Below are 24969 nucleotides of genomic sequence, written 5' to 3'. Positions count from 1 at the left end.
CCCGCGTCTAGCTTATGAATATGCGGTTATTGCACACTTCCGACTGGCATTTGGGCCGGTCTTTCCACGGCGTCGGCATGCTGGACGCCCAGCGCTCCTTTGTCGACCAGCTGGTTGCCCGGGTCACGGACCTCTCCATTGACGTGGTGCTGATCGCCGGCGACGTCTACGACAGGGCACTGCCGGGCGTCGACGTCGTCGACCTCCTGGATGATGCCCTGGTCCGGATCACCGGGGCAGGCGCCCAAGTGGTGCTCACCAGCGGAAACCACGACTCCGCCATCCGGCTCGGATTCGCCTCCCGGCTGCTGGAGAAGGGCGGCGTTCACCTGCGCACCCGCCTTCAGGAACTGGATGTCCCGGTCCTGCTGCCGTTCGGCGGCGCGGGCACCGAACAGGGTGAAAAGGGTCCGGTGCTGGCGATCTATGGCATCCCGTGGCTCGAACCCCGGCTGGTCGCCGAGCAGCTCGGCGTGGACACTGCCAGCCACTTCGAGGTCACCCGTGCTGCCACGGAACTCATCAGGGCCGACGTCGCCGCGCGCAGCGAATCCCGGACGGTCCATTCCGTTGTGCTGGCACACACCTTCGCCAGCGGGGGCATCAGCTCGGACAGCGAACGCGACCTGAGCATCGGGGGAGTGGGGGCCGTCCCGCTGGACCTGTTTGATGGCTTCAGTTATACGGCGCTCGGCCATCTGCACGGCCGGCAGTCCCTCTCCACGGAGGTGCGGTACTCGGGCTCGCCGCTTGCCTACTCGTTCTCGGAAGCGAAACATCGGAAGGGCGGCTGGCTCGTGGACGTTGACGGGTCCGGCATCACCGCAGTCGAGGAAATCCTCTGGCACGCCCCGCGGAAACTTGCCGTCCTCCGGGGCACGCTCGACGGCCTGCTGGAGTCACGCGAGCACGCCTGGGCCGAGCACGCCTACTGCCAGGTGACCCTGACGGACGCCCAGCGGCCGTCCCAGGCCATGGAGCGGCTGCGCGCCAGGTTCCCGGACACGCTCGTCCTCGGTTTCGAGCCGGAGGGCGCACCCGCCGCCGCGGCGGCGAGCTACAGCAGCCGGCTGGCGAACGCAGAGGACGACCTCGCCGTCTGCTGCGGATTCCTGGAACACGTCCGCGGCCGGGAACCGGATACGGCGGAACAGGCCGCCCTCACCGAAGCGTTGGAGAACGTGCGTCTGCAGGAGGCATCACTGTGAGGATCCACCGTCTGGAAATCTCCGCGTTCGGGCCGTTTGCCGGAACCGAAGAAATCGATTTTGACCGGCTGAGCGCCCACGGCCTGTTCCTGCTCAATGGCCCTACCGGCGCCGGCAAGACCAGCGTGCTGGACGCCATCTGCTACGCCCTCTACGGCTCCGTGCCCGGTGCACGGCAGGACGGCAAGAGGCTACGAAGCGACCACGCCGACACGGCTGCCGAACCCAGCGTGACCTGCGAATTCACCGCCCGTGGCAGGCGTTTTGAAGTCTCCCGGTCACCGGCCTGGGACAAGCCCAGTGCCCGTGGACGGAACGGGTTCACCACCCAGCAGGCCAAGACCCTCCTGCGTGAACGGGTCGCGGGTGCGTGGGTGGAAAAGTCCGGCCGGAACGACGAAGCCGGGGCGGAGATCACCGCGCTCCTTGGCATGGACCGCGAGCAGTTCACCCGCGTTGTCCTGCTGCCCCAGGGGGACTTCGCCGCGTTCCTCCGGTCCAAGGCCTCTGACCGCCTCGAACTGCTGCAAAAGCTCTTCGGAACCGAGCGTTTCGAGGCAGTGGAACGGGAACTGGCGTTGCAGGCCGCCGTGGCCGCCCGGGAGGTGGTCGATCTTGAAGGCAGCCTGGGCCTGCTCGTGGCGAGGGCCAGGACGGAGGCTGCGGCCCTCGAAGTGGATTCCGCCGCAGCACCGGAATCCGCCGGCGGTCTGGAACTGCTGTCTTGGCTGGAGGCTGCAGCCTCGGAGCGCGCCTCGGCACTGGCCGGGGAGGCAGAATCCTGTGAGGAGCAGCGCCGCGGGTGCGCGGAGCGGCTCGAAACGGAGCTGGCCAGGGAGGGGAGACGAGTCAAGCTTGCGGCCGCCCTGCGCCGGAGGGCAGAGGCAGAGGCCGCCGCTCCCGGACTGAGCAGCGCCGGGGCCGCGCTGGACCTGCACCGGAAGGCAGGGCTCCTCGGTGGACAGCTCAAGGCCGTGTCCGCCGCCGAGGCCTTGTTTGCCCGGGCCGAAAGGGCCTTGGACCTTGCCTCCGCCAGTGTGCAGGAGGCAGCGAGGTCCAGCTCCGAACTGGCCGGCATGGAACACAGCGTCGTTGTGGATCACGGCGGCGCTATGGAACACAGCGGCGTTGTGGATGACGGCGGCGCTATGAAACACAGCGGCGTTGTGGAACACGCTGCCATCACACAGCACGCTGCCATCACAAGGCACGGTGTCGTCGACGTCGCCGCGGAGCTGTCGCGCCTGCGGTCGCTGGCCGCCGTGATCGGCGAACGTCTGGCCGATGAGAACCGGCTGGGTGGCCTGCACGCACGGGCCGCCGGGCTTGTCCAGCGGCGGCAGGAACTCACCCGTGCCGGCGACGACCACGCCGCCCGGCTGCTTTCCCTCCGCGCCGAGATGGAGGCTCTGCGTTCTGCCCTGCAGCCGCTCGAGCAGCTGGCAGGGGAATCCGTGTTGCGCACCAAGGAGGCGGCAGCCGCCGACGAGCTGGTGGACGTTGTCAGGCGCTATGGAACCGCGGCAGCAGAGCGTGCCGCCGTCACCGAACGGCATCTCAAAGGCAGGGAACGCCACCAGGAACTGCGCGGGCAGTGGCTGGACATCCGGGAGGAACGCCTGGCCAACGCGGCGGCTGAATTGGCTTCGCGCCTGGAACACGGCGCGCCCTGCCCTGTCTGCGGCAGCCCGGAGCACCCCGAACCGGTTCCGGCCGGGGACTCCGTCCTTGGACTCGCCGAGAAAGAGGAACGCGCCAGGGAGCGCAGCGAGGCGGCCGAGCGCGCGCTGTCCGCACTGGAAGCCGAGCTCTCCGAGGCGAGGCAGCAAGTCGCCGTTCTCGCCGGCCAGGGTGGCGACACCGATCCTGCTGAAGCGGAGGAAGCCGCCCGGACAGCCCGGGAAGCCGCTGCCGAGGCAGCCGCCGCCGCAGCGGAGCTGGCAATCAGCAGGAGCCGGCAGGAGGAACTGGCCGAACGCATCGACGCCACGGAAAATGTGCGGGTGGACGGGCTGTCGCAGCTGGCCCAGACGGAATCCGCCCTGGCCGAAATTGAAGGGCAGTCCGCCGATCTGGAATCCTCGCTCGAAACGCTTCGTGCCGGCCACGCCAGCCTCGGACTTCGAAGCGACGCCATCGGCCAGGTTGTCAGCGTTCTTGAACAGGCTGACGCTGCCCGGACTCAGCGGGACCAGGCTGCGGCCCGCCTGACGGACGCGCGGACCCAGCTAGACCACGCTCTTCCCGAGGCCGGATTTGCAGCGGCCGATGAGGCCCGCGATGCCTTGCTGCCGGGGCCCGACGCGGCGAGGCTGGAGTCGGCCGTCCAAGCCGGACGGGACGAGGAGATGCGGCTCCAGGAGCTGTTCGCCAGCGAGGAACTCGTTGTCGCGGCGCAAGAACAGGCGGCACAGGAACAGGCAGCCGGCGAACACGGTGCCGGAGACCACGGCGCCGGCGAACACGGTGCCGGCTCGGCGGCGACCGCGGTGGACCTGAACGCGCTGCGTACCGAAGCCGGACGGGCTGCCCAGGTCGCAAAGAACGCGGAGCTGGCGGCTGGCCTTGCCCGGCAGGCCGCCAAGGCCCTGGGGTGCCTGCAAGCCGAGTACGGGGAACTCGCTGAGTCCGGCCGGGAGCCCCGGGAACGCGCTGAAGTCCTGAAGGGCCTGGCCGAGGCTGCCCGCGGTTCCGGCGACAACAGCTACCGCATGAGCCTGAACGCGTACGTCCTGGCGGCACGGCTCGAGCAGGTTGCCATCGCCGCGTCCGAAAGGCTGGTGGCCATGAGCGATGGCCGCTACACCCTCCAGCACTCGGACGCGAGGGCAGCCCGGAACGCGAAGTCCGGGCTGGGGCTGGAAGTCGTGGACGAATGGACCGGCCGCCGCCGCGACACCTCGACACTTTCCGGCGGGGAGTCCTTCATGGCCTCGCTGGCCCTGGCCCTGGGCCTCGCGGACGTTGTGCAGCAGGAGGCCGGCGGCGTCGACATTGAGACGCTGTTCGTCGACGAGGGCTTCGGCAGCCTCGACGATCAGGCACTGGAACAGGTCATGGACGCGCTGGAGGGCCTGCGGGACGGCGGCCGCGTGGTCGGCCTGGTGAGCCACGTGGGGGAGATGAAGCAGCGCATCGGCAGCCAGCTTCAGGTGGTGAAGCAGCGCAACGGCTCCACGGTGCACATCGTTGATGCACTCGTAACGGCCTGAATCCGGCGATGCCCGCCGCAGGTCGGGCATCCCGCCGGGCGGCAGCCCGCCACGGGGACTTACGCGTCCGGTACCTCGGGCCACTATCATGGGACTGTTACCGGGTTCAGCGCATCGGGAGGAGGGACGATGCGCACGACTGAACGAGCCCGCATACATGAGCACTTCAACGGCGCCCCAGCCACCCGCCGACCCCCGTCCTCTCATCCCCTCCGCCAGAACTGACGCGCCAGCCCCGCAGCTGGGCGGCCGTTTCGCGCGCCTGCCGGCGCTGGCGGGCTGGGGATTCCTGCCCGTCGGCCTGTTTGCCAGGCTGCCCCTTGCGATGCTGACCCTGGGAACCCTTACCCTCGCCACGTCGGTCACCGGCTCGTATGCCGTTGGCGGGGCGGCTGCCGGTGCCGTCGGTATCGGCTCGGCCGTCGGCGCGCCCATCCTCGGCTGGCTCGCCGACCGGTTCGGCCAGCGCCCGGTACTCCTGGTCTCGGCCGTCTTGAATGCTGTGGCCGTGCTTGCCGTCATCGCCACCGCGTACTTGATTCCCGGCGTGCACGACGCCGGCGCGGCGTGGGGCGTCATAGCGGCCGCGCTGGCGGCGGGCATCAGCTGCCCCCAGGTCGGGCCGCTGGCCCGTGTCCGGTGGATGGCCCTCACGGCCGACGGCCGGAGCGCAGGGGGCAGCACCGATCTGGATGTCGCGCTGTCCTATGAGAGCACGGCCGACGAACTGACCTTCGTGCTCGGTCCGGCCCTCGTGGGCGTCCTGGCCAGCCTGGTTGCACCATGGCTGCCGCTGGCGCTGGCCGCGGCGCTCACGCTGACGCTCGTTCCCGCCTTCGCCGTTCACCGTACCCACGCCGCTGTTCCGCGGCGGGCCCCCATCGGCACCCGCGCGGGAGACGGCAGTACGGGACAGAGCAGTGCGGGACAAGCCAGGTCCGGCGGCCGGCTTGCCGGCGTGGCCACTGTGGCACTTCCTGTCCTGGCGATGGTCTGCATGGGCACGTTTTTCGGCTCCACGCAGGCAGCTTTGAGTGCGTTTGCCGCCGGGTTCGCGACGTCAGAGGTGGCCGGACTGCTTTACGCCGTCATGGGAATCAGCTCGGCTGCCGCCGCGATCTCTGTGGCCTACTGGCCGGCCGGTTTCCCGGTGGCTGCCCGCTGGGTAACCGGGGCGGCGGCCATGGCCGGGCTGTCTGCCCTGCTGTTCCTGCCAACCGACGGCTGGGGCATGGTGCTGGTACTGCTGGCGCTGGGCCTTCCGGTGGGTCCGGTCATGGTCACGGTCTTTGCCATCGGCGGGCTGGTGGCACCACCGGGCCGGCTGGCCACAGTGATGACGGCGCTCGCCAGCGGCATCGTCGCGGGCACCGCGATTGGATCGTCCATGGGCGGCCAATTGGCGCAGGAAGGGGGCCACCAGGCCGCCTTCCTCGTCACGGCGGCCGCCGCGGCGGGACTGTTCGCTCTCGGGGCCGTGGCCGCCGTCGTCGTCCGTTCCCGGAAACGAACAGCTCAGGCGAGCTGACCTTCGATCCGCGCCGCGCTGGCCTTAAGGGCCGCGGCCACCTCTGCCGGATCCTGCGACGAGCGGATATAGACGACGGCGACCGCTGCCGGGCGCCCGCCGGGCACACGGACAGGTGCGGCAAGTGAAGAAACCCCGGCGATAACCTCGTCATGGCTTGCCGCGTAACCGCGCGTCCGTGCCTCGGCAGCTTCCGGGCGGTAGGGCACCGCGGGAGCCAGCTGGCTCCACTCATGCTCCGTCAGTGCTGACTGGATGGCGATGCCGGGCGCGCCGGAGCTGATCGGATGGCGGGACCCCGGATGCTGCACGACGGTGGCCGCCGAATGCCGCGGCTCCACCGTCACAAGCGTTACGCAGTCCTGATGGTCCCACACAGCCACGAAGGCCGTCATGTTGAGTGTGTTGGCCAGCTGGGTCAGTTCCGGAAGGGCAGCGGTCTGCAGGTTCCGCGATACGCCGCGCGCCAGCACCGCGAGGCCGGGGCCGGGCTGGACCCGGCCGGCGTCGTCACGCACCAACAGGGAATGGTCCTCGAGGGTCCGCAGAATCCGGTAGGCGACGGAGCGGTGGACGCCCATGGCCTCCGAAAGCTCGGCGATGGTCAGCGGACGGTCGGCTTCGGCAAGGATTTCCAATGCGCGGATGCCCCGCGAAAGAGTCTGCGATGGGGAAGCCTGGGCGGGCGCAACCTGCGCTGCGGCACCGGCGTTGGGAGTCATGCTGTCCATCCTAGGCATGTAAACGGGACCGCCAGCCAAAAGGGCTTGTGTGGCCCGTCACGTTGGGCTACCGTTCCATATAGGAATTGCCTGTTCAACTATAGAACAATTCACTAGGGAACAGTTTAGAACGACTGCGGCACGGTGCGCCAGAGACGGGAAACCGCGCACCCAGGGGATCAATGATGACGGCCAATCCAGCAGCGGGCCCCGGGGTTCCGGGCAGGACCTCGGTTCCCCGTGCCCATCGCTTCCGCGGCAGCCTGGGCCGGTTCGCCACCGGGGTTGCCATCGTCACTTTCGACGGCGTCACCAAGCGGCACGGCATCACCGTCAACTCCTTCACCGCCGTCTCCATGGACCCGCCGCTGGTCCTGGCCAGCATCGCCCGCCCCGCCAGAGCCCACGATGAGCTGGCCGGCCGGCCCTTCACCGTCAACATCCTGGGGGCCGAGCAGCGGCAGCTGGCCACGCACTTCGCGGGGCGTCCTGGGCCGGAGCCGAGGTGGGTGGAAGGTGCAACGGCGCCCCGCCTCGCCGGCGTGCTTGCCTATTTCGAGTGCCGGCCGTGGGCGGCGTACGACGGCGGCGACCACACCCTGTATCTCGGCGAGGTGGTTGACTTCGACCACCGCAGCGGCGACGCCCTGGCATTCGCCAACAGCGCCTTCACCACCATCCCCGAGAGCCAGTTGGGGATAGAGGACCTGCTGTAGGCGCCACACCTTCACTACGAAATGACAGTTCAACGACGACTGGAGGCAGCGATGGGCATCAGGACCGGCCAGCAGTATCTGGACAAACTCAATGCGATGACCCCGCACATCATGATCGACGGTGAGGTGGTCAGTGAAAAAGTTGCCGATCACCCGGCCTTCCGTAGCGTTGCCCGGCAGTACGCGAAGCTGTTCGACATGCAGCACGACCAGCGGTACCAGGAGGCGCTGACCTATGAGTCACCCACCACGGGCGACCTTGTCGGCGCATCCTTCCTGGTGCCCCGGACCATCGAGGACCTGCAGCACCGGCGCCGGGCGACCTCCACATGGGCCGAGGCCACCAACGGATTCCTCGGCCGCACGGGAGACTACATGAATTCCGCCCTCACTGCCCTGGGCACGGCGGGGAAGTGGTTCGCCCAGGCGGATCCCAAGTTTGCCGAGAACATCGGCAAGTACTACGAGTGGGCGCGCGAAAACGACATGCTGGCAACCCATACGCTGATCCCGCCGCAGGTGAACCGCTCGGTGTCCGGCTCCGAGCAGCTGGGCGGACAGCTCACGGCCCACATCGTGGCGGAGCGCAGCGATGGCATTGTGGTCCGCGGCGCGCGCATGCTCGCCACGATCGCACCCATCGCCGATGAGCTGCTGGTTTTCCCGTCCACTGTGCTCCGCGGGACCCCGGAAGATGCCCCTTATTCCTTTGCCTTCGCCATCCCGAATGACACGCCGGGGCTCCGGTACCTCTGCCGGACCTCGCTGTACAACGGCGGCAGCATCCATGATGAACCGCTGGCGTCCCGCTATGAGGAAATGGATGCCGTGGCCGTCTTTGACGACGTCTTTGTTCCAAGTGACCGCATCTTCATGCTCGGCAATCCCCAGCTCTGCAACTCGTTCTACGCCGAGACCGGCGCCGGCGCCCTCATGACCCACCAGGTGGTCACGCGGACCATCGCCAAGAGCGAGTTCTTCCTGGGCCTGGCCTCCGAACTCGCCGACTCGATCGGCATCGACGGGTTCCAGCACATCCAGGAGGACATCGCCGAGCTAATCATCGACGTCGAAATCGGCAAGGCGCTGGTCCGCGCGTCGGAGGCCGACGCCGGACTCAACGAGGCCGGCATGATGCTGCCCAAGTGGACCACCCTCAACGCGGCCCGCAACTGGTATCCGAAGGTGGCCCAGCGCTTCCCGCAGATCATCCGGAAGTTCTCCGCGTCGGGACTGATGGCCCTGCCCGGCGAAGCGGACGTCAAGAGTGATGCCAGGGCGGACATCGACCTCTACCTGCAGGGGAAGACGCTGACCGGGCCCGAGCGGGTCCGGCTGTTCAAGCTTGCGTTCGACGCCTCGATCTCAGGTTTCTCCGGCCGGCAGTCCCTGTACGAGTACTTCTTCTTCGGGGATCCGGTCCGGATGGCCGGGGCGCTGGTCAACACCTATGACCGCGGGCCGGCCAGGGCGCGGCTTCGTGAGTTCCTGCACCGGACGGACTGAGGGGTGCGCCAGATCACACTTTCGTAGTATCCTCACACTAACTGACCGTTCGATCAGTAAATCGGACAGCTCTCACCTTCGGCAGTAGCTCTGCCCCCACCCACGGAGTTTCAATGACCGCAACTTCACACGTCGATTCAGAGACTGGTCCCAGCAGCAAGCGTGAGGAACGCAAAGTCCTTGCCGGCACGCTGGTGGGCACAACCATCGAGTGGTACGACTTCTTCATCTTCGCCCAGCTGACGGCAACGCTGCTGTCACCGCTGTTCCTGGCCCCGCTGAACGAGTCCAACCCGGGCCTGGCGCAGATCCTCTCCTTCGCCCTGATCGGCATCAGCTTCCTGTTCCGGCCTCTTGGCGCCATCGTTGCCGGGCATCTGGGTGACCGCCTGGGACGCAAGGCCATGCTGGTGTTCACCCTCATCATGATGGGTGCGGCCACGGCGCTGATCGGCATGCTGCCCACCTATGGCCAGATCGGCTTCTGGGCGCCGGTGCTGCTGATCACCCTCCGAGTCATCCAGGGTTTCTCCGCCGGCGGTGAATGGGGCGGTGCGGCGCTGATGGCGGTGGAGCACGCACCCAAGAGCAGGCGCGGCCTGTTCGGAGCCTACCCGCAGATCGGCGTCCCGGTGGGCATGATCCTGGCCACCGGGCTGCTGTTCTTCCTCAACACGGGCATGTCCAAGGAAGACTTCGCCTCGTGGGGCTGGCGCGTTCCGTTCCTGCTCTCCATCGTGCTGATCGTGGTGGGCTACCTGATCCGCCGCGCCGTGGGTGAAAGCCCCGTCTTCAAGGAAATGACTGCCCGCAAGGAAGAAAGCAAGGCCCCGCTCGGTGAGCTCATTCGCAGCCACAAGAAGGCCGTCCTCTACTCCACCATGATCTTCATCGGCAACAACGCCGCCGGCTACCTCCTGATTGCCTTCTTCATCGCCTACGCCACCAGGACCCTGAAGATGCCCACCCCGCAGATCCTGCTGGCCACCACGCTGGCATCCTTCGGCTGGCTGATCTTCACCCTGGTGGGCGGCTGGCTCTCGGACCGGATCGGCCGGGTCAAGACCTTCCTGACCGGCTACGCGATCGTCTTCGCCTGGATGATCCCCATGTTCGCCCTCATCGACACGAAGGACATCATGCTCTACGGCGTGGCGCTGTTCGTCCTCACGGTGGGCCTGGGGCTGTCCTACGGCCCCATGTCCGCCATGTACGCGGAGATGTTCCCGGCCAACGTGCGCTACTCGGGCATCTCGATCGGCTATGCCTTCGGCGCCATCCTGGGCGGTGCGTTCGCCGCCACCATCGCCGAGTCGCTCCTGCAGAGCACCAAGTGGACCGGTTCCATCGGCATCTACATCATGATCCTGTGCGTCATCTCGGCCATCGGCGTCATCCTGGCGAAGGAGACGCGGGGCCGCCCGCTCGGCGTCAGCCGGCACTAAATCAGCCGGCACTAGAGCGGTCAGCCGGCACTAAATGCGGGCGCCGTGCAGCAGGGCTATGGCGTCTTCGTCGCTGAGCTGGTCGAAGTGCCGGTAAAAAGCTCCGACGGCCCGGAACCTTCCCGGCAAGTGGAGGCACAGGACGTTGCAGACGCGGGACAGTGACTTCTCCGCCTCGATCGAACCGACGGGCGCGGCAGCCACCACGGTTGCTGCGCCGGCCGTGCGTACCGCTTCGACGGCTGCCCGCATGGTGGCCCCCGTCGCCAGGCCGTCGTCCACGAGCAGGGCCGTCTTGCCGTGGACGTCGGGGTCCACGGCCGGGTAGCTGTCGGCGCGGCGCATCAGTTCGTTCCGCTCCCGGCGCTCCACCTGGTCGAGCCACTCCTGCCGCACGCTGTCCCCAAGAATCCGCTCCACGAGCGGCCTGTTGAGGAGGCGGACGATTCTGCCGCCCGAATATGCCAGCGCGCCGAATGCGGTCTCGTCATGGCCAGGGATGCCGAGTTTGCGGACCAGCAGGGCGCCGAACGGCAGGTGCAGTACCTCAGCCGCGGCGGCCGCCACCGGGATACCGCCGCGGGCCAGGCCCAGCACAACGGTATCCGGGCGCTCGCGGAATTGCGGAAGGGCGGCCGCAAGCTGCCGTCCTGCGTCTTCCCGGTCCTCAAAAACCATGGCCATGGGTTCCTCTTCCGGTGTCTCCGCCCCCAAGGTCCAGCCTACGCCGGTCGGCTCCGGCGGGAGCCGGGGTATTCGACGACGGCGTTCGGGTCGACGGCGTTCGGGTCCAGGAGGTTCAGGTCCAGGAGCAGGGCGGGAGCCGGGCTATCTAACTGCCGAGGAACGCGACTGCCGCCTGCTTGAAGGCTCGGCTGGTGATGGCGTTGGTGTGCGTGCGTCCGGGAAGCACCAGCTGCTCGGCCATCGAGCCGGCGCTCTGTGCCAGTTCGGCCAGCTGGGGCATGGATGCGGCGCGTTCATCGTTTTCGCCGGCCACCAGCAGCACGGGCATGTGGGGCACGGCCTCCGCAGGGTCGTACGGTTCACCCTTGATCGCTTCAATCAGGGACAGCAGGGCGAAGATGTTGTTGCTCGGCAGCGACTGCGCCATGCTCAGGAGCCCGGCCGTGGACGCGTCCGCAATGGGCGTGCCATCTGCCAGGTACCGCTGGGCGGCCACAAGGTCGAAAGCTGCCAGGGGGTCGGCCACGTTCGGGCCGCCCAGCACCAGCCGGTGGACCAGCTCCGGCTGGGTTGCGCCGAATTCCCAGGCGAGCCGGGAGCCGAGGGAATAACCGATCACATCCAGCCCGCTGGCGGGGTCACCGTCGCGCAGAGGCCGGGCGCCGGCGTCGAACGCGACCTGCAGGAGGTCCGCCCTGATCCTGCTGGGGGAGTAGGAGTCCATGTCCTCCGGCGCGCCGCTCCGGCCGTGGCCGGGAAGATCGACGGCGATGACGCGGCGGCCGGCCTCCAGGAGCGCCGGAATCCAGCCGGTGTCCTCCCAATTCAGCTTGCTGGACGCGGAGAAACCGTGAATGAGGAGGATGGGGCGGAGGCCGGCGTCGTTCTTGGGGTCATGCACCTCGACGTAGAGCTGCGGGTCGGTGCCCTCGACCGTGTGGGAGTGCTGTTCGCCGGTGTGTCTGCCGCTCATCGCCTCAGTCCTCGTCAAGTCTCAATCCTTGTCAGGTGCAGGGCTGGCCGGGACTGCTTCGTCGCCGGTCCGCCGTGGATGGGCACCACTCTACCTGCCTGCGGACCGGGCAAATCGACTGCTTCCCAACTGGACAGCAGCTGAGGGGGTTCCCAGCCCCGCGAAGCCCCTCAGGTGCTACTTACTTGGGCGGCGCAGCTTACTTGGGCGGTGCGGTCCGGTGTCCGCGGGCGCGCCGGGATGCCGCGAACCGGGCCCCCGCCCAGCAGGCCGCGGCGATACCGGCAATCAGAAGCAGCGTGCTGATCAGCTGGACGCGGCTGCTCTCGGCGCTGAAGCCCACGGCAAACACCATCGCAAGCAGCACGAGGCCGAACACTGTGAGCCCGGGGAAGCCCTTCATCCGCAGCGGCAGGGGAGTGCCGTCGCGGTCCGCCCGCCGGCGCAGGATGAGCTGGGAGACCAGGGCCGAACCCCACACCACGAGGCACGTGGACCCGACCAGCTGGAACAGGGCAGGCAGGATGCGCCCGGGGAACAGCAGTTCCAGGACCGTGGCGATGAAACCGAACGCGACGGAGACGCCGACGGCGACCACCGGCACCCCGGCGCCGCTGAGCCGGGACAGGAAGCCGGGAGCCTCGCCGCGCTCTGCGAGCGAGAACACCATGCGGGAGGCCCCGTAGAGGTTGGCGTTCAGGGCGGACAGCAGGGCGACGACGGCCACGAGGGTGATGGCGGTGGCGGCACCCGGGATGCGGGCTGCATCCAGGACGCCCGCGAACGGCGAGGAGAGCGCCTCTGAGGTGGCAGGGAGAACGGCGGCGATCACGAAGACGGAGCCGATGTAGAAGACCAGGATCCGCCACACCACGGTGCGGATGGCCTTGGTGACACTGTGCTCGGGGTCTTCGGTCTCAGCGGCTGCGACGCTCACGATCTCCGTGCCGCCAAACGCGAAAATCACCACGAAGAGGGCCGTGGCAACACCGCCGAGGCCCGAGGGCGCGAAGTCTCCTGTGATGTTGGCCAATCCCGGGGACGCCGCATCCGGCAGGAGCCCGAGGATCAGGGCGGCGCCGATGCCGAGGAACAGGACGATGGCGGTCACCTTGAGGATGGCAAACCAGAATTCGAACTCGCCGAAGTTCTTCACGCCGGCGAGGTTGATGCCAGTGAACACCACCATGAACACCAGGGAGAGCGCCCACACCGGAATCACGGGCCAGACTGAAAACAGCAGCCCCGCGGCGCCGAGTGCTTCGGCGGCGATGACCACCACCAGCTGCAGCCACCAGAGCCAGCCCACGGTTGCCCCGGCGGTCCTGCCCATGGCGCGTTCGGCGTACACGGAGAAGGCGCCGCTGTTGGGGTTGGCTGCTGCCATTTCGCCGAGAGCCCACATGACCAGGATGATGAGCGTGCCCGCCACAAGGTAGGAAACCAGGACTGCGGGGCCGGCCGCCTGGACGCCGGCGCCGGAGCCGAGGAAGAGCCCGGCGCCAATGGCGCTGCCCAGGCCCATCATGGTGAGCTGGCGAGGCTTCATAGTGTGGCGGAGCTGCACAGCGGGTCGCTCTGCCGTGGACTTCATCGTCATGCTGCGTACCTTCTTGGGGTTGGGGAACTGGTCCTTTTGGGACCTTTCGAATTTACACCCAACTTTCGCGAAACATTTTGCATCCCGGGCCGCTGCCCTTAGAATCAGTTCAGGTCAATTTGACTATAACTAATCCAGGCGGGCCCGCAGGGCCGGCCGATCGCAGCGAAGCGGGTGATTACCGTGTACACCACCTCAGCCAACGTGGCCGAGCGGCAGTCCGCGCCGCCGTCGCTCGCCATTTCCACGGTGATTTTCGCGCTCCGGCCCAGCGAGTCATCCGGCCGCCCCACGCTTTGGATCCCGCTGGTCCGGCGGATCCGGGAACCGTTCAAAGGCCAGTGGGCCCTGCCCGGCGGCCCGCTGACACACGTTGAATCCCTGCAGGATGCCGCCTCGCGGAACCTGCGGGAAACCACGGGGCTGGCACCGAGCTACCTGGAGCAGCTCTACGCCTTCGGCGGCCTGCACCGCTCACCCACCCAACGCGTGGTGTCCATCGTCTACTGGGCGCTGGTCCAGCCCACCGAAGCTGCCCTCGCTGACGAATCCGAGAATGTCCGGTGGTTCCGCGCCGACAAGCTCGGCAGCCTGGCCTTCGACCACGACGCGATTGTGGACTACGCCCTCTGGCGCCTGCGGAACAAGCTGGCCTACGGCGCCATCGCTTACCACTTCCTGGGGGAGTACTTCACCCTCGCCCAGGTCCGCGAGGTCTACGAAGCCGTGCTGGACACGCAACTGGATCCCGCCAACTTCCGCCGGCAGATCAAGTCGACGCCGGAAATCGAAGAAACCGGTGAATACCTTCAGGGCGGCAAGCACCGCCCGCCGCGTCTTTACCGATTTACCGGCCGCCCCGGCCTCGACCCAGATAACAGGAGCACCCCATGAGCAGCGTCAACACTGCCATCCAGCTGATCACGCGTGAACAGGCCGAGAAGGCCACGGCAGCCGGCACCGGCGCCACCTGCAGCCCTGCGCTCGCCAAGGGGCCCTGGGAGTACGACCTCGCGGAAACGCTCGCCGGTGTTCCGGCCTACGGTCCCGGGGCTTCCAGCGCGGACACCGCACCCGCCTCGACGCCGCGCCAGGGCCAGCTTCCCGAGGAGTACAAGCGTGCCGGCGAAGCGGAACTCGATGCCCGGATCCGTGCTGCCAAGGCGGTCCTGGGCAACCGTGCCGTCATCCTGGGCCACTTCTACCAGCGTGACGAGGTTGTCCAGTACGCCGACTTTGTCGGTGACTCCTTCCAGCTGGCCAACGCCGCCCTGACCCGGCCCGACGCCGAAGCGATCGTGTTCTGCGGCGTGCACTTCATGGCCGAAACCGCCGACACCCTCTCCACGCCGGAGCAGGCTGTCATCCTGCCCAACCTCGCTGCCGGATGCTCGATGGCGGACATGGCCGACGCCGATTCCGTGGAGGACTGCTGGGAGCAGCTCGAGGAGATCTTCGGCACCGGGCCCGACGCCGAAGGCCGTGTTCCGGTCATCCCCGTCACCTACATGAATTCCTCCGCGGCGCTGAAGGCCTTCTGCGGCCGGAACGGCGGCATCGTGTGCACCTCCTCGAACGCCAAGACGGTCCTCGAGTGGGCCTTCGAGCGCGGCCAGCGCGTCCTGTTCTTCCCGGACCAGCACCTCGGCCGGAACACGGCCAAGGCGCTCGGCGTCCCGCTCGAGCAGATGCCCATGTGGAACCCGCGCAAAGAACTTGGCGGCAACGACGAACAGGCCCTGCTGGACTCGCGCGTCATCCTCTGGCACGGCTTCTGCTCGGTCCACAAGCGCTTCAGCGTGGCCCAGATCGAGAAGGCCCGCGCCGACTTCCCGGGGGTCAACGTCATTGTGCACCCCGAATGCCCCATGGAAGTGGTGGACGCGGCTGACTCCGCCGGGTCCACGGACTTCATCCAGAAGGCCATCGCCGCGGCCGCCGAGCCCACGGTCTTCGCGATCGGCACCGAGATCAACATGGTGAACCGGCTAGCGGCCCAGTACCCGCAGCACACCATCTTCTGCCTGGACCCGGTCATCTGCCCCTGCAGCACCATGTACCGCATCCACCCCGGCTACCTGGCGTGGGTGCTCGAAGAGCTCGTCGCCGGCCGCGTGGTCAACCGCATCACCGTGGACGACGACGTGCAGCAGGACGCCAGGACAGCACTCGAGCGCATGCTCGCCGCCAAGCCCTAATAGAGAGCCCACCATGACCAGCGAAAACGGAACGGCCGGCCGCGGGCGGCTCGCCGTCGTCGGCAGCGGCATCGCCGGCCTCTACGCCGCGCTGCTCGCGGCGGAGGCAGGCGCCGATGTGGTGCTGCTGACCAAGGGCGCGCTCGCGGACAGCAACACGTACTTTGCCCAGGGCGGCATTTCCGCCGTCCTCGACGAGCCGTCGCCCGGCGACACCGTGGCCGCCCACATCGCCGACACCCTGAAGGCCGGCGCCGGGCACTGCAACCCTGCGGCCGTCCGGGTGCTGTGCACCGAGGCGCGCCGGGACATCGCCGGGCTCGGCCGCTTCGGCGTCCGCTTTGACCTGGACGACGACGGCGATCCCGCCCTGGGTCTCGAAGCCGCCCACTCCGCGCCGCGGATCCTGCACGCCGGCGGCGACGCCACCGGCGCCGGCATCGCCAACGCCCTGATCTGCGCCGTGCTGGCCGCCCAGGCCACGGGCAGGATCCGGCTGCTGGGCCACACCAGCGTCACAGCCCTCGTGCAGCAGGGCCGGCGGGTCACGGGCGTTCAGTTCCTGCAGGACGGCCGGCCGGGCAGCATCCAGGCCGACGCCGTGCTGCTGGCCACCGGCGGGGCAGGGCAGCTGTTCGCGCAGACCACCAACCCTTCCGTTGCCACCGCCGACGGCCTGGCCCTCGCCTGGCGCGCCGGTGCCGCCGTCGCGGACCTGGAATTCTTCCAGTTCCACCCCACGTGCCTGGTCCGCCAGGACGCGGGAGCGAAGTCCGACGGCGGCCAGGACCCGCTGCTGATCTCCGAGGCAGTGCGGGGCGAGGGTGCCATCCTCGTTGACGCCCGGGGCAGCCGCTTCCTGCACGGCTACCACCCCGACGCCGAACTGGCCCCGCGCGACGTCGTTTCCCGCAGCATTGCCCTGCACCTGTCCGCGCTCGGCGACCCCAACGGCCACGTCTTCCTCGACGCCCGGAGCCTCGAGGAGTCCCGGGGAGCGGGGTACCTGGAGCGCCGCTTCCCCACCATCACCCGCCGTACCCGCGAAGCCGGAATTGACTGGACGCGGGAACTCGTCCCCGTCGCGCCGGCCGCGCATTACTGGATGGGCGGCGTTTCCACCGACCTGCACGGCCGCACCACGGTCCCCGGGCTCTTCGCGGCCGGCGAAGTCGCCTGCACCGGAGTCCAGGGCGCCAACCGGCTGGCCAGCAACTCGCTCCTCGAAGGACTGGTGTTCGGGCGGCGGGCTGTTGAAGCGTTTCTGGATCTGTCGCCTGAACCGTCGCAAGACAGCACTACTCCGCGTCCCCACGACCTCCCTAACCTCGCAAGCTCGGCCAGGGAACCCGGATCGCGTGGGCCCTCGGCCGCGAGCGGCCTCCCCTTGACGCACGCTTCCGGGGCACCGTTAGTCGACTCCGAGGAGAGGTCGGCGGACAATGCTGGGACCCGCGCCGAGGATGTTTTCGGGGATTGCAGCGCACCCGGGGCGTTCTCTCGGGAAGCTTTGCGGCGGCTGATGACTGCCAAGGCCGGGGTGCTTCGCAGCGGCGAGCTGTTGCGGGAGGCGGGGGCTGAGATTGCCCGGTGGTTCGAAGACGTGTGTCCGGAAGTCGCGCCGCATTCGGCGGACCCGCGGACCCACGAGGACGCCAACCTGCTGCTTGCCGCGCAGCTGCTGGTCCACGCCGCCCGCGAACGAACCGGTTCCCTTGGCGCGCACTGCCGGGACGACAGCCTGCCGGAGATCGCGATGGCTGACGCCCTAGACGAAGAATTCAGAATGAGCCCGAAAGCGAGCCTTGTCCATGACTAGCCTGACCCTCCCTGCAGCACCCGTCCGCGACATCCTGGAGCGGGCCTTCGCGGAGGATGCGCCCAGCGGGGACATCACCTCACAGCTGCTGATCCCCGCCGAAGCCCGCGCCACCGCCGTGCTCAATGCCCGCGTCCCGGGGGTCTTCAGCGGCGGCAGCGTGTTCCGCGACGCGATGCTGATGGTGGACCCGGACACGCAGGTGGAGCTGCTCGTGGCCGACGGCGAGACGTTCGCGGCCGGAACAAAGCTCGCGCGGGTCACGGGCCGGGCGCGCAGCGTGCTGCTTGCCGAGCGGGTCGGCCTGAACCTGGCCCAGCGGATGAGCGCGATCGCAACCAGGACGGCGGAATTCGTGGCGCTGGCTGCCGGCACCAAGGCGCGCATCACGGACACCCGCAAAACCACCCCCGGCCTGCGCGTCCTGGAACGCTACGCCGTCCGCTGCGGCGGCGGCGCCAACCACCGCTACAGCCTGTCGGATGCCGTGCTGGCCAAGGACAACCACCTTGCCGTCATGACCGGGGGAGACCCGGCGCGGCTGACCGCGCTGCTCGCCGGCGCGAAGGCCCAGCTGGGGCACACCACGCACTTCGAAGTGGAGGTGGACAGCGCCGACCAGATCGAGCCCGTCCTGGCCGCCGGGGTGGACACCATCATGCTGGACAACTTCAGCCTTGAGGACCTGCGTGCCGGTGTCCGCCAGGTCGCCGGGCGGGCCGTGGTGGAGGCCAGCGGCAACGTCAACCTGCGCACGGTGGCGGATATCGCGGCCGCCGGCGTGGACGTCATCTCCGTCGGATCCCTGACGCACAGCGTCACGGCCCTGGACCTCGGCCTGGACGTCGAACTGACAGTGGGGTGAACACACGATGATCTTCCTGGACGCAGCAGCCACAACACCGGTCCGGCGGGAGGTGCTGGAGGCCATGTGGCCTTACCTCACCGGCGAATTCGGCAACCCGTCAAGCCACCACTCGCTCGGTGACTCCGCCGCGCGGGCGCTCACGGATGCCCGCAAGACCGTGGCCGCGGTGCTGGGCTGCCGGCCGGGGGAGATCACGTTCACGTCGGGCGGCACGGAGGCGGACAACCTCGCCGTCAAGGGGGTTGCCCTGGCGCGGCAGGCCGCGGACCCGGCGCTGAACCGGGTGGTGATCAGCGCCGTCGAGCATCCCGCCGTTGAGGAGTCCGCACGGTACCTTGAGCGCTTCCACGGCTTCAGCGTTGACGTGGTGCCGGTGGACCGGAACGGTAGGGTAACCCCGGAGGCACTCGCCACGCTGCTGCGGAATGAAACCGCGCTGGTCAGCATCATGTACGCCAACAACGAGGTAGGGACCGTCCAGCCGGTGGCCGAACTGGCGGCACTGGCGAAGGGGCGGGGAATCCCCTTCCACACCGACGCCGTGCAGGCAGCCGGCTGGCTGCCGCTGGACGTGAGGACGCTCGGCGTGGACGCACTGAGCATCTCCGGGCACAAGCTCGGGGCGCCCAAGGGCAACGGGGTTCTGTTCGTCCGCGGCCGGACCCGCGTCGAGCCACTGGTGCACGGCGGCGGCCAGGAACGGGGCCGGCGTTCCGGCACCGAAAACGTTGCGGGCGCCGTGGCCCTGGCCACGGCACTCACCCTGGCGCACGCCGACCAGCCCGCGCTCGCGGCCCGCGTCACGGACCTCCGCGACCGCTTTGTCGCCGCGGTATTGGGAAGCGTTCCCGGGGCATTGCTGACCGGCCATCCCTCCGAACGGCTGCCCTCCGTGGCGTCGTTCTGCTTCCCGGGCACCAGCGGGGAGTCCGTGCTCCTGGAACTCGAACGCCAGGGCGTGGTCTGCTCCAGCGGCTCGGCCTGCGCGGCCGGATCCGATGCGCCGTCACCGGTGCTGGTGGCGCTCGGCATCGAAGCGGAGGTGGCGCAGACCGCCGTGCGGTTCAGCGTTGATTCGTCGGTGACCGCCACCGATCTGGAGGCTGCCGCGGCCGCGGTGACGGCCGCCGTCGGAAGCGTCCGGAACCTGGGCCTGATCCCGGGTTAGGGCCGGTCAGCCAGCGGCTGCGACGGGATTGGAGAGCTCGCCGATTCCGCCCACCCGGCAGGTGACGGTGTCGCCCGGACGGATGCCGGCGCTCGCCGCCGGAAACCCGGTGAGCACCAGATCGCCGGGGTGCAGGGTCATGAACGACGTCAGGTAGACGAGGACCTCGTCCACCTTCCAGCCCAGGTCCGCGGTGCTGGCCGCCGCCAGTTCGGTCCCGTTGTGGACGACGCCGACCGGCAGGTCCGCGGGATCCAGACCGGTGACGATCCACGGGCCCGCCGGCGTGAACGTGTCCTGGCTCTTGGCGCTCAGCCACAGCTCATCGGACTTTTGCAGCCTGCGGGCAGTCACGTCATTGCCGATGGTGTACCCCAGAACCGCCGTCCGTGCGTTGTCGAGGGTCAGGTTTTTCGCTGTCCGGCCGACGACGACGGCCAGTTCCGCCTCCGGCTCCACCAGTCCGATGCCGGCCGGCAGTTCAATCGCCTCACCCGGCCCGATCACGCTGGTGGCCGCCTTGTGGAAGGCCTGCGCGGGAAGGTCCCGGCCGGCTTGCCCGGTGTTGTGGGCCATCCCCAGGACATTGGCCGGCACGCTCGGCGCCAGGAAGGTGAAGCTGTCCTCCGAAACCTCGGCCCCGGGTTCCCACCCCTGACGGTGGTTACTGGCGGCGTTCGCCCTCGAGCCCGGGAACGGGGACTCCACCACGGTCCAGGTCCGTCCCGCCGGGCTCGCGAAGTCCGCGGCGCCGTTCGCCACGAAGAACTGCTCGGGAAGCTGTGCTGTGCCTGAGTTTGGGTTTGAGTCCGGGGCCCAGTCCGGGGCCCAGGACCGGGCCGAGGACGACGGGGCAGGAGTGCGGGGGCGGACCCGGGCGATCCGCTGGGCAGGTGGGGTGGTCATTCAGCCATCGTATGTGCCGGCCGAAGCTGCCACGAACCGCCTGGCGTCAGTACAGCTCGCCGACGGGGATCTCCACGGCCAGCCGGTTGGCGGGTCCGGCGAGCGGACAGGCCCAGGCCTCGTTGTAGGCGCAGGAGGGGTTGTACGCGAAGTTGAAATCCAGCACGTATTGGGTCTCCTGTCCCGGACCGCGGATGATGCCATGGAATGCGCCCTTGATGGTGTCCAGGAGGTAGCGGCCGGCACCATAGCTTCCGTCAGGCTTCCCGGCGGTGGCGTCGCGGAACGGAACGAAGATCCCGCCGCCGTAGCCCGCCAGCTTCCACACCGCCAGCTGACCCATCTCTGGAAGGTCGAACGTACCCAGCCGGACAAACCGCACCTGGCCGTCTGTTCCAGTTTCCACGGTCATTTCCCGCCCGGCGCCCTCCTTGGTCAGGGGGACGTAGAAGCGGTAGATGGGATCGTAGTCTGCCGTCTTGAGTCCGTAGAAGGACGCTTTGGCCTCGGCCGTCAGTGCCGACGCTGCGTGTGTTCCGAACATGCGGTCGCGCTCCTGGCGCCAGTAGGCGTGGGCTTCGGCAGGGCTGTCCGCGGCGATCTTGCGCACCGTGTCGTAGAGGGCGAAGGTGCGCAACCGCCAGTCGGCAATGTCGAGGGCGGACATGTTCGCCAGGGTCTGCTCGGCTGCATCCAGCTCATGTTCGTCCATGACCTCAGCCTAGTTGCTAATTCATGGTCGAAACGCTGACCGGCAACCCGGTGGTGTCCGGGGTCCCGGCTAGGCTGGAGCCATGACAGGGATCACGGCCTCTGGACGTACGGGCATCGCCGCCGTCATGCTGCTGACGGCGGGACTGTTGGCCGGCTGCAGCAGCGACGGCAAAGGTGCGCCGGCCTGGACGGCGGAGCCGGGCACCAGCCCGGCGAGCGGTGCGGGCTCCGGGACCGCGAACCCCTCCTCCACCGCGCCGGACGGTGCCACAGCCTCGCCCGGTGCCACGGCAGCGGCATGGAAGATCTTCACCGATCCTGCCAAGACCGTGAGTTTCGAGCTTCCGCAGGACTGGATTGCCCAGTCGGTGGAACCTGAGAAGGGAACCCTTCCCGGCGCCGTGAAGATCGAAGTCAAGGACAAGGAAGGCACGTATCTGGCCACCCTCCAGACGGGCCTTCCCAACACCAACGCGGCGACCTGCGCCGCATCCGCCCGCAAGCCCTACGTCGTCGTCAGCAGTGTCCCCGTGGAGCTGCCGCACAGCGGCGGGCAGGGGACCATCGATCCGCACGTGGTGTTCAGGGTGATCCAGGGCTACCGCTACTTTGGCTCCTACGGCATCACCAATCTGGTAGGCGGCGCCGACTCCAAGGCGTGCCAGCTGCAGAACGTGGTGCAGGGCCTCGCGGGCAAGGGGAACTACTCGTTCAGCGACGTGCGCTCGCTCAAGGCGTTCGCGCCGGATGAAAAAGTGGCTCCGGCCAAAGCCTTCGACACCCTGGACCAGGCCGCCGGCTACGTCAACAAGGGCTCCGAGTTCGCCAACGTCCAGCGGATGCTAATGTCTCTGGAGATCAAGAGCTAGTCCCGCTGCGTCTCCGGCACACCCCAGCCCGCAGCCGCGACTGACCGACGCCGCCGCCTCACACCCCGGAGACCCATGGAACGAACTGTTGCTGCCCGCCTGGTATTCAAGACTGTGGCCGACACCAAGGTGGCGATGGCCATCTCCGTGGCGAGGAACGCCGGTTACACGTCCTTTGAGGAGGACCTCAGCGTGACGGCGGGAGGGGAACAGGTTCCGCTGACCGAGCTTTCGGACCATCATGGCGGCAGGTTCCACTACATGGAGTTTGCCGACCCCACGGAGGTGACGGTTGACTACTCCGCGACCGTCGGCGGCCGTGCCGAACCCGAGGATGCCTCGCTGATGGAGCTGATCCGCTACGTCCGGCCCAGCCGCTACGCGGAGTCGGACCGGCTGCTTCCCACGTCCTATGCGGAGTTTGGCGGGCTACAGGGCGGGGAGCTCCTGCAGGCCGTGCGGAAGTGGGTCTTCAACGAACTGCGCTATGTCAGCGGTTCCTCCCGCGGAACGGACGGCGCTGTGGAAACCCTCCTGAACCGGCGGGGCGTGTGCCGGGACTATGCGCACCTGGCGATCTCGCTGCTGCGTGCCAAGAACGTGCCGGCACGGCTGGCGGCCGTGTATGCGCCCGGCCTTTCCCCGATGGACTTCCATGCCGTGGCCGAGGCCCATGTCAACGGGGCATGGCACGTGATCGACCCCACCGGCCTGGCGCCCAGGGACGCCATGCTGCGCATCACCGCCGGCCGCGACTCTTCGGATACAGCCTTCCTGTCCACCGTGGGCGGCAGCCTGTCCCTCCGGGAGATCCGGGTCTCCGCCACGGTCGACGGCGAGCTGCCGGTGGAGGATCCGGACAAGCCGGCCGTCATCCGCTGAGCGCAGCGCGGGCGGCGCGAACGACGGCGGCCCCGGCCTCCCGCCGTCGGTCGTCCGACGGCGGTGCCGTCACCGCCGTCCGCTAAGGGGACGGCAGCGACTAACGGGACTTCCCGCTAACGGGACGGCAGGGACGCGCGCAGCTTCTCCGTAAGCCGCAGCAGTTCCCGCTGCTCCGCCGCCGTCAGGGCCGGGGCAACAAGCTCGGCGATGTCCCGCACGTGCTCCCGGCCGATTTCCTTCTGCAGTGCCGCGCCCTCTTCCGTCAGCTTCAGCAGCACGCCCCGGCCGTCGTCCGGGGACGGCATGCGCTCCACGAGGCCGCGTTTCTCCAGCCGGTCCACCAGCCTGCTCAGGCTGGACTGGCTCAGGAGCACGTTGTCGTTCAGTTCGTTCAGGCGCAGCCACCCGGACGGGCACCGCGACAGGGTGAACAGCACGTCGTACTCGTTGACCGCCAGGTTCCGGAAAGCGGGGCCGGACTGCAGCCTGCGCATCACTGCCACCTGGGCGCGGAACAGGGACTCCCAGGTTTCGGCCGCCAGCCGGACTGTAGACATCGACGGCCCGGACGCCGCCGGGGCGGCCCGGGGTGTCACCGCGACTCCGCCGGGGAGGACTCGGCAGCGGCTGTGTCCTGGCCTGCAGTGTCCTGACCGATCGCCGCACCTGAGGCAGCGCCCTCACCTGCGGCGCCGTCGGCCGCGATCCGTGCGGCAACGCGTCCGGCGTGCGTGGGCGGAGCCGGGATGTGGGCGGGCGTGCGGTCCGCGTACTCCTTGCGCAACACCGGCAGGACCTCCTCGCCGAACAGGTCCAGCTGCTCCAGGACGGTCTTCAGCGGCAGGCCTGCGTGGTCGATCAGGAACAGCTGGCGCTGGTAGTCGCCGAAGAACTCGCGGAACGTGAGGGTCTTCTCGATGACCTCCTGCGGGCTGCCGACGGTCAGCGGGGTCTGGGACGTGAAGTCCTCCAGCGACGGGCCGTGGCCGTAGACGGGGGCGTTGTCGAAGTACGGCCGGAATTCCCTGACGGCATCCTGGGAGTTCTTCCGCATGAAGAACTGTCCGCCCAGCCCCACTATCGCCTGGTCGGCCTTGCCGTGGCCGTAGTGCTCGTAGCGCTCGCGGTACAGGCTGATCAGCTGCTGATAGTGCTCCTTCGGCCAGAAGATGTTGTTTGCGAAGAAACCGTCGCCGTAGTACGCCGCCACCTCGGCGATCTGAGGCGTGCGGATGGAGCCGTGCCATACAAAGGGGGCCACGCCGTCGAGCGGGCGCGGGGTTGAGGTGAAGTTCTGCAGCGGCGTGCGGAACTTACCTGACCAGTTGACGGTGTCCTCATCCCACAGCTTGCGCAGCAGGCTGTAGTTCTCGATGGCGAGCTCGATCCCGTCCTGGATGTTCTTGCCGAACCAGGGGTAGACCGGAGCAGTGTTGCCGCGTCCCAGCACCAGGTCCACGCGGCCGTCGGCGAGGTGCTGCAGCATGGCGAAGTCCTCGGCGATCTTGACCGGATCGTTCGTGGTGATCAGTGTGGTGGCCGTGGACAGCGTGATGCGCTCGGTCTGGGCGGCGATGTACGCGAGCGTGGTGGTGGGGGAGGAGGAGAAGAACGGCCGGTTGTGGTGCTCACCGATGGCGTAGACGTCCATGCCGATCTCTTCGACCTTCTTGGCGATCGCCACGGAGGCCTTGATGCGCTCGTGCTCGGTGGGGGTCCGGCCCGTGGTGGGGTCCTGGGTGATGTCGCTGACGCTGAATACGCCGATCTGCATGATGAGCCTTCCGTTCGCCGAAGTTGTTCGGGCCTGCACTAAACAGTGTACCTGATTTACATGCATTTGCATGTACTGCCCTCAACGTCCCCGGCGCCGGGATATTCCCGCCCCTCCCAACTGGGTAGCAGTTCAGGGCGTTCCCAGCGCCGGGAACGCCCTGAACAGCTA

At 68.3% G+C, this 24969-nt stretch carries 21 protein-coding genes; 13 read left to right on the top strand and 8 right to left on the bottom strand.

Annotated features, from left to right (window positions below; all coding sequences use genetic code 11):
• The first annotated feature begins 20 nt into the window (after positions 1-20).
• From ACFQ50_RS08800 to ACFQ50_RS08790, 3 genes are all read left to right on the top strand, one after another.
• Entirely contained in the window at positions 21-1208 is a 1188-nt protein-coding gene (locus tag ACFQ50_RS08800; RefSeq protein ID WP_377995144.1) for an exonuclease SbcCD subunit D, read from the top strand.
• A complete protein-coding gene (locus ACFQ50_RS08795) occupies positions 1205-4420 on the top strand; it encodes an AAA family ATPase (RefSeq protein ID WP_377995143.1) in 3216 nt (1071 codons plus the stop codon). Before ACFQ50_RS08800 ends, ACFQ50_RS08795 begins: the two co-directional genes overlap by 4 nt.
• Before the next feature lie 157 nt (positions 4421-4577).
• Entirely contained in the window at positions 4578-5948 is a 1371-nt protein-coding gene (locus ACFQ50_RS08790; protein ID WP_377995142.1) for an MFS transporter, read from the top strand.
• Here the strand turns inward: ACFQ50_RS08790 and ACFQ50_RS08785 are convergent.
• Positions 5936-6670, bottom strand: a complete 735-nt coding sequence (locus ACFQ50_RS08785; RefSeq protein ID WP_377995141.1) for an IclR family transcriptional regulator — start codon at positions 6668-6670, stop codon at positions 5936-5938. The two genes, ACFQ50_RS08790 and ACFQ50_RS08785, sit on opposite strands and share 13 nt — an antisense overlap.
• 185 nt (positions 6671-6855) lie before the next feature.
• On the opposite strand from ACFQ50_RS08785, the gene ACFQ50_RS08780 reads away from it, so the two are divergent.
• The 3 genes from ACFQ50_RS08780 (at position 6856) to ACFQ50_RS08770 (ending at position 10337) form a co-directional block, all read left to right on the top strand.
• A complete protein-coding gene (locus ACFQ50_RS08780) occupies positions 6856-7386 on the top strand; it encodes a flavin reductase family protein (protein ID WP_377995140.1) in 531 nt (176 codons plus the stop codon).
• Between the two features lie 51 nt (positions 7387-7437).
• Positions 7438-8892 (top strand): 4-hydroxyphenylacetate 3-monooxygenase, oxygenase component, encoded by a 1455-nt coding sequence (hpaB, locus tag ACFQ50_RS08775; RefSeq protein ID WP_377995139.1) that lies wholly within the window; start codon positions 7438-7440, stop codon positions 8890-8892.
• 113 nt (positions 8893-9005) lie between these two features.
• Positions 9006-10337 (top strand): MFS transporter, encoded by a 1332-nt coding sequence (locus tag ACFQ50_RS08770; RefSeq protein ID WP_377995138.1) that lies wholly within the window; start codon positions 9006-9008, stop codon positions 10335-10337.
• Positions 10338-10367: 30 nt separating this feature from the next.
• Here ACFQ50_RS08770 and ACFQ50_RS08765 read toward each other — a convergent pair whose 3' ends face one another.
• From ACFQ50_RS08765 to ACFQ50_RS08755, 3 genes are all read right to left on the bottom strand, one after another.
• Positions 10368-11021 carry a phosphoribosyltransferase gene (locus ACFQ50_RS08765; RefSeq protein WP_377995137.1) on the bottom strand — a complete coding sequence of 218 codons (654 nt, stop codon included), beginning with the start codon at positions 11019-11021 and terminating at the stop codon, positions 10368-10370.
• A gap of 148 nt (positions 11022-11169) precedes the next feature.
• Positions 11170-11997: an alpha/beta fold hydrolase gene (locus ACFQ50_RS08760; RefSeq protein WP_377995136.1), complete on the bottom strand. Its 828-nt coding sequence runs from the start codon at positions 11995-11997 to the stop codon at positions 11170-11172.
• A gap of 199 nt (positions 11998-12196) precedes the next feature.
• Positions 12197-13597 (bottom strand): amino acid permease, encoded by a 1401-nt coding sequence (locus tag ACFQ50_RS08755; protein ID WP_377995135.1) that lies wholly within the window; start codon positions 13595-13597, stop codon positions 12197-12199.
• 183 nt (positions 13598-13780) lie between these two features.
• Between ACFQ50_RS08755 and ACFQ50_RS08750 the strand changes: the two genes are divergently transcribed.
• From ACFQ50_RS08750 to ACFQ50_RS08730, 5 genes are read left to right on the top strand one after another with little or no spacing between them, the layout of a single operon-like run.
• A complete protein-coding gene (locus ACFQ50_RS08750; RefSeq protein ID WP_377995134.1) occupies positions 13781-14491 on the top strand; it encodes an NUDIX domain-containing protein in 711 nt (236 codons plus the stop codon).
• Complete coding sequence (gene nadA, locus ACFQ50_RS08745; RefSeq protein WP_377995133.1) at positions 14488-15795, top strand: quinolinate synthase NadA; 1308 nt, start codon at positions 14488-14490, stop codon at positions 15793-15795. The genes ACFQ50_RS08750 and nadA overlap by 4 nt, the downstream gene beginning before the upstream one ends.
• 13 nt (positions 15796-15808) lie before the next feature.
• Positions 15809-17614: an L-aspartate oxidase gene (gene nadB, locus ACFQ50_RS08740; RefSeq protein WP_377995132.1), complete on the top strand. Its 1806-nt coding sequence runs from the start codon at positions 15809-15811 to the stop codon at positions 17612-17614.
• Positions 17607-18479 (top strand): carboxylating nicotinate-nucleotide diphosphorylase, encoded by an 873-nt coding sequence (nadC, locus tag ACFQ50_RS08735; RefSeq protein ID WP_377995131.1) that lies wholly within the window; start codon positions 17607-17609, stop codon positions 18477-18479. Before nadB ends, nadC begins: the two co-directional genes overlap by 8 nt.
• 7 nt (positions 18480-18486) lie before the next feature.
• Complete coding sequence (locus ACFQ50_RS08730; protein ID WP_377995130.1) at positions 18487-19650, top strand: cysteine desulfurase family protein; 1164 nt, start codon at positions 18487-18489, stop codon at positions 19648-19650.
• Between the two features lie 6 nt (positions 19651-19656).
• On the opposite strand, the gene ACFQ50_RS08725 is transcribed toward ACFQ50_RS08730, so the two are convergent.
• A complete protein-coding gene (locus ACFQ50_RS08725) occupies positions 19657-20556 on the bottom strand; it encodes a fumarylacetoacetate hydrolase family protein (protein WP_377995129.1) in 900 nt (299 codons plus the stop codon).
• A gap of 46 nt (positions 20557-20602) precedes the next feature.
• Positions 20603-21268: a DUF1684 domain-containing protein gene (locus ACFQ50_RS08720; protein WP_377995128.1), complete on the bottom strand. Its 666-nt coding sequence runs from the start codon at positions 21266-21268 to the stop codon at positions 20603-20605.
• An 82-nt stretch (positions 21269-21350) separates the two neighbouring features.
• On the opposite strand from ACFQ50_RS08720, the gene ACFQ50_RS08715 reads away from it, so the two are divergent.
• The gene (locus ACFQ50_RS08715; RefSeq protein WP_377995127.1) at positions 21351-22139 is read left to right on the top strand and encodes a hypothetical protein; all 789 of its coding nucleotides are present in this window, start codon (positions 21351-21353) and stop codon (positions 22137-22139) included.
• 75 nt (positions 22140-22214) lie between these two features.
• The gene (locus ACFQ50_RS08710) at positions 22215-23021 is read left to right on the top strand and encodes a transglutaminase family protein (protein WP_377995126.1); all 807 of its coding nucleotides are present in this window, start codon (positions 22215-22217) and stop codon (positions 23019-23021) included.
• 116 nt (positions 23022-23137) lie between these two features.
• On the opposite strand, the gene ACFQ50_RS08705 is transcribed toward ACFQ50_RS08710, so the two are convergent.
• A complete protein-coding gene (locus ACFQ50_RS08705) occupies positions 23138-23581 on the bottom strand; it encodes a MarR family winged helix-turn-helix transcriptional regulator (protein ID WP_377995191.1) in 444 nt (147 codons plus the stop codon).
• 35 nt (positions 23582-23616) lie between these two features.
• Positions 23617-24798: an LLM class flavin-dependent oxidoreductase gene (locus ACFQ50_RS08700; RefSeq protein ID WP_377995125.1), complete on the bottom strand. Its 1182-nt coding sequence runs from the start codon at positions 24796-24798 to the stop codon at positions 23617-23619.
• Positions 24799-24969 lie beyond the last annotated feature (171 nt).

Source organism: Arthrobacter sp. NPDC056493 (assembly GCF_042795115.1).
In the GTDB taxonomy this organism is placed as follows: Bacteria; Actinomycetota; Actinomycetes; order Actinomycetales; family Micrococcaceae; genus Arthrobacter.
The sequence above is the reverse complement of the archived record's forward strand: the minus strand, read 5'-3'. Positions and strand labels throughout refer to the sequence as shown.